The 4,949-nt window shown below is 28.1% G+C and carries 6 protein-coding genes; 1 reads left to right on the top strand and 5 read right to left on the bottom strand.

What is annotated here, in order from left to right:
- Window positions 1-358 (bottom strand): Na/Pi symporter (locus tag VLM92_RS05280; protein ID WP_325275309.1); only part of this gene is annotated, 358 nt, incomplete at its 3' end.
- 167 nt (window positions 359-525) lie between these two features.
- Here VLM92_RS05280 and VLM92_RS05275 point away from each other — a divergent pair.
- Window positions 526-690: a hypothetical protein gene (locus VLM92_RS05275; RefSeq protein WP_325275308.1), complete on the top strand. Its 165-nt coding sequence runs from the start codon at window positions 526-528 to the stop codon at window positions 688-690.
- 172 nt (window positions 691-862) lie between these two features.
- Here VLM92_RS05275 and VLM92_RS05270 read toward each other — a convergent pair whose 3' ends face one another.
- The 4 genes from VLM92_RS05270 to VLM92_RS05255 form a co-directional block, all read right to left on the bottom strand.
- Window positions 863-2,032: a CD0519/CD1768 family membrane protein gene (locus VLM92_RS05270; protein WP_325275307.1), complete on the bottom strand. Its 1,170-nt coding sequence runs from the start codon at window positions 2,030-2,032 to the stop codon at window positions 863-865.
- A 265-nt stretch (window positions 2,033-2,297) separates the two neighbouring features.
- Window positions 2,298-3,329, bottom strand: a complete 1,032-nt coding sequence (gap, locus tag VLM92_RS05265; RefSeq protein WP_325275306.1) for a type I glyceraldehyde-3-phosphate dehydrogenase — start codon at window positions 3,327-3,329, stop codon at window positions 2,298-2,300.
- Between the two features lie 243 nt (window positions 3,330-3,572).
- Window positions 3,573-4,187 (bottom strand): YitT family protein, encoded by a 615-nt coding sequence (locus tag VLM92_RS05260; RefSeq protein WP_325275305.1) that lies wholly within the window; start codon window positions 4,185-4,187, stop codon window positions 3,573-3,575.
- A gap of 430 nt (window positions 4,188-4,617) precedes the next feature.
- Window positions 4,618-4,752 (bottom strand): hypothetical protein, encoded by a 135-nt coding sequence (locus tag VLM92_RS05255; protein WP_325275304.1) that lies wholly within the window; start codon window positions 4,750-4,752, stop codon window positions 4,618-4,620.
- Between the last annotated feature and the right edge of the window lie 197 nt (window positions 4,753-4,949).

Below are 4,949 nucleotides of genomic sequence, written 5' to 3'. Positions count from 1 at the left end.
GATATAAAACTATACCGATTCCTAAAGTTATTGGTGCTAACCCCTCTAAATTAAAACTAACTAATTGAGCTGTAACTGTTGTTCCAATATTCGCTCCCATTATGACACCAATAGCCTGAGAAAGTTTCATTATTCCAGCATTTACAAATCCAACTATCATTACAGTCGTTGCACTTGAACTTTGTATAATAGCAGTAACTATTGCTCCAACTGAAACTCCCATTATTATATTACTAGTTAGAAGTTCTACTATTTTTTTTAATTTATCTCCTGCCGATTTTTGCAATCCATCTCCCATAAGACTCATTCCATATAAAAAAAGTCCTAATCCTCCAATAAGACTTATCGCTATGTCCAAGTTAACTCCTCCTTTGGGATTTAAATTCTCTAGACATATGATTATCTATTTTTATATTTATAATTCATTAATAATTTTAAATTTACAACATCTATTAGCTTAGAATATTAACTATTCATTTTGGTTAAATTATTATTGCTCGATAAATTTTTATTTAGGAGGAATCTATGCCAAAGAATAAAGGTTTAAAAAAACCACAACAATCTAAAAATGTAGCTAGTTCAAGCTTAGAAATTGCAGAAGAACTTAATATTGATCCACGATTAAGACCTGCTAAAACTGGCTCTGTTAGCCAAAATACAGCTAAACCTATAAAACCACGCAAAAAATAATAATTAATCATCAAAGTTTAAGCTAAAAAAATTAATTGGCACGTTAATTAACTCCGTACTTAGCAAAAAAAATAGACTTGAGTTTAAAAACTCAGGTCTATTTAATATATAAAATTTATTTAGTTTTTTACTATATCCCTCGATAAAATTCACTTTAGTAACAAATATACATTTATCCTATAAGCATAAATATAAAGTGAGATGCTGCCCCTGCACAAACACCACCTATAGTATGTGAAATTATAGCCTTACTTGTCAATTCTCTTGCATTTAAAGCATCCATCATACCTACATGTGTGCTTAAATATCCACTCCAACACATTCCCATAGCTGTAAATACTGCTATATCATTAGGCATTATTACGCCATCTGTTATAAATTTAGGTACTAAACTCATTGCTGCACCAACAGCTCCTAATGAAGTGATTGGGAATGCTATCGCCTCTGCTGATGTAAATCCAAATAATGGTTCTAGTATAAAACTAAGTTTTTCTCCTATTATAGGAAGAAGTGCTATACCTTCATATGCAGCACCTGTATAAATAGCTTGCCCTGTATTTGGGTCTGTTGATGGTCCAAAAGTTAATAGCATTACAAATGTACATACAATTAAAACACCCGGTACTATAGCTAGTCCTAAATCAACTCCCGACTTACCACCTTCTAACATAGTATCTAATACTCTTTGGAATACACTCCCATTTTTAATTTCTCTATATTCTTCACATTTTTCTATATTTTCGTTAATATTATTTTTTGTACTATCATAATTATAAAATTTCTTAGTAAAATGTAACATTATTCTAACACTAACTATACTACCTATTATTGCTCCAATATTTCCTATTATTGCAGGCAATACATATTGCTCTCCTTGAGATATCATAAATGTTGTTACAATTAGTCCCATACCAAAAGATGTTCCTAAATTACATAAAGCTGGGACTTGGTAGTTTTTAAAATAGTGAATAAATTTCTTATCTTTACTAAATGATATTATTGCAGGATTATCAGATAAATAAGTAGTTACAGCTCCAGCTATACTTGCTCCAGGTAATCCGTATAACGGTTTCATAAAAATGGCAAATATTTTATTTAAAAGTGCTATGACTCCAAATTCTGAAAGCAGTGCACTGAGCGCTCCAGCAAGCACTGCCATTGCCATTATTAAAAATACTGTGTTTAAAAGTAAATCATGTGCTGTGTTCATTATTACTTTGAACATTATGCCAGCCCCCATAATGTTAGCTATATAGCTAAATCCTGCTAATAAAAGTGCTATAAATACAAAAGTTTCAATACTTATAGACCTGACTTCTCTTTTTGTTACACTTTTTTCCATATTAAATCATCCCCTTATAAAATATTGTACTATGGTTCATTTTTTTAAACTCAACTAAAATTTAAGTTAATAACCATTTTTTATTATATAATTATATATCAAAAAAAAATATTATTCTACAATAAACGTGCATTTTTGTTTATTTTTTATCATTCTAAATTTATTTATTATATACTAATATATAAAATGATATTAGTATATAATAAATAAAAAAAATAGAAGAAAATTTCAATTTCAAACTGAAATTTCCTTCTATTTTTATTGCCTAAGCGTTATGAGCTAAGTTCATATTTCTAACTACATAGTTTACTAAATCAACAGTTCTTGTTGAGTATCCCCACTCATTATCATACCAAGAAACTACTTTAACCATATTGTTATCTAAAACCATAGTTGATAATCCGTCTATTATAGATGATCTTGAATCTTGCTTATAATCTATAGATACAAGTGGCTTTTCACTGTATCCTAATATTCCTTTTAAGCTCGTTTCTGAAGCTTCTTTTAAAGCTTTATTTAATTCTTCAACTGTTACATCTTTTTTAAGTTCACATACTAAATCTACTAAAGACACTGTTGGAGTCGGAACCCTTACTGAGAATCCATTTAACTTACCTTCTAATTGAGGCAATACTTTCGCTACAGCCTTTGCTGCACCTGTAGTAGTTGGTATCATTGATTCAGCAGCAGCTCTTGCTCTTCTTAAATCCTTATGGTTCTTGTCTAATATTTGTTGGTCATTAGTATAAGAGTGTATTGTAGTCATTAACCCTTTTTCTACTCCAAAAGTATCATCTAGTACTTTTACAAACGGTGCTAAACAGTTTGTAGTACATGATGCGTTGGATATTATATTATGAACTTCATTATCATACTTGTCCTCATTAACTCCCATAACTACTGTTAAGTCTTCATTAGATCCTGGTGCTGTTATGATTACTTTCTTAGCTCCAGCATCTATGTGTTTTTGAGCCTTTTCTCTTTGAGTAAATAATCCTGTAGATTCTATAACTACATCTACACCTAACTCTCCCCAAGGTATTTGTGATGGATCATTGTGTCTTACTATTTTTATTTCTTTAGAATTGATTACTAAAGTATTTTCATCTTTAACCTCAACTTCGCCTTTGAATGTTCCATAACATGAATCATATGTAAATAAATGCGCTAAAGTTTCAGCGTTTGCTCTAGCATTTATAGCTACTATTTCGATATTATCATCTAATCTTTCCTCTGCTATTCTTAGAACTGCTCTTCCTATTCTTCCAAATCCATTCATTCCTACTCTTATTTTCATAATTAAATCCCCCTTAGACTAAATTCTTCACTTTCATGATTATTGTATACGAATCATTCTTGTAACTCAACATATTTTGTTAGTTTTTATTTATCTTTTTATATTAGATAAAGTGTATACTATTGATTTATTTAGTGTACGCTTTATATATTATCATGTTTTTTATTGTATGTAAATAAAAAATAGTGTAGAAATATTCCACACTATTTGTACCATATAAAGTTTTAAATCTATAACTGTTTTTTATATATTCTCAGTAACCTTTTTTGTATTATTATAATAATATATAAAATCTATTACTTTCCCACTTATCGTAACCGCTATTAATGAATAAAATACATCAAACAATGATAGATATAAAAGTGATAAAAGTAAAACAACAATATCACCTAGCAAGTACACTAGGCCTACATTTAAAGATGTAGTCTTAGCAATCACTAATGCTAACGCATCATCGCCTCCAGCTGCACCTCCTGCTCTTACTATAAGACCTACTCCTATTCCTACACTAATACCTGCTAGTATAGTAGCTAATAACATACTGTGCATTTTAGGTACAATCGGTCCTATATATTCAAAGACTTTGTATGAAAATGAAAAACTTATAGATGCAATTATAGAGTAAATAAAGAATTTTTTTCCAAAGAATTTATATCCTATTAAGAGAAGTGCTCCGTCAATTATGATGTTTGCTATAGATGGCTGTATATTGAATAAATTTTTTAACAGTAGTAAAAGTCCTAACACTCCACCTTCCGTTATGTTGTTTAAATAATAGAAATTATAAAATCCAAAAGCTAATATAAGTGAACCTAATAATATATTCCCTAAACTTTTTAAAAATCGCCGCCTGGCCATGGTATCCCTTCCTTTTTCTTGGTTTACTACATTATATTCTATAAATTTGGCTTTGTATACCGCGATTTTGTAATCTTAAATTATATAATTTTTTAAATATATTTTCAATACTTTTTTTATTATTTTTTATTATTTTTTAATTTATGCTTTGAATCCTAGTATTTTCAACTATTGTAAATTCAAATTAATTTTACTAAGTTTATATTAACTACTTTTATAATTTAGTATACATAAATCTATGTTTATATATTTTTTTTATTTGTTTACAAATACTATTCTTAATTTGAATTAATAATTAATAAAAAATTATCTTTGCTCATTTCGCTAACAACCTACAAATCAGATAATCATAATGCCTTAGTATTTAAAAAAGACACTATCCTTTTGAGATAATGTCTTTTTTAAATTTACATCTTTGAATTTTAGGGGTTTATTTACTATCTATTATAGTTTTTGTAGTATCTATATCTTTCGCCAAGCATCTTTGGCTGTTAATTCTTTCATTTACTAATAAGTAATTACTTATTCCTTTTAATGTGTTTGTTAGTTTAGTTAAAAATATCATCTGTATCTCTCCCTTTGTTTTCTTTTGATAAGTATATTGTATACAATATACTTTGTTAAGTCAATATTATTTTAAAATTTATTTTTTTAATTTTTAATCCCTTATTCTGATTATCATTTATACCCATATTTTAACTATTCATTTTAATAATCTATCTATTTGATTATCTTAGAACTAACTATATTACTTCATTAAAT

It is taken from the genome of Romboutsia sp., from assembly GCF_035470145.1.
GTDB lineage: Bacteria > Bacillota > Clostridia > Peptostreptococcales > Peptostreptococcaceae > Romboutsia_D.
The sequence above is the reverse complement of the archived record's forward strand: the minus strand, read 5'-3'. Positions and strand labels throughout refer to the sequence as shown.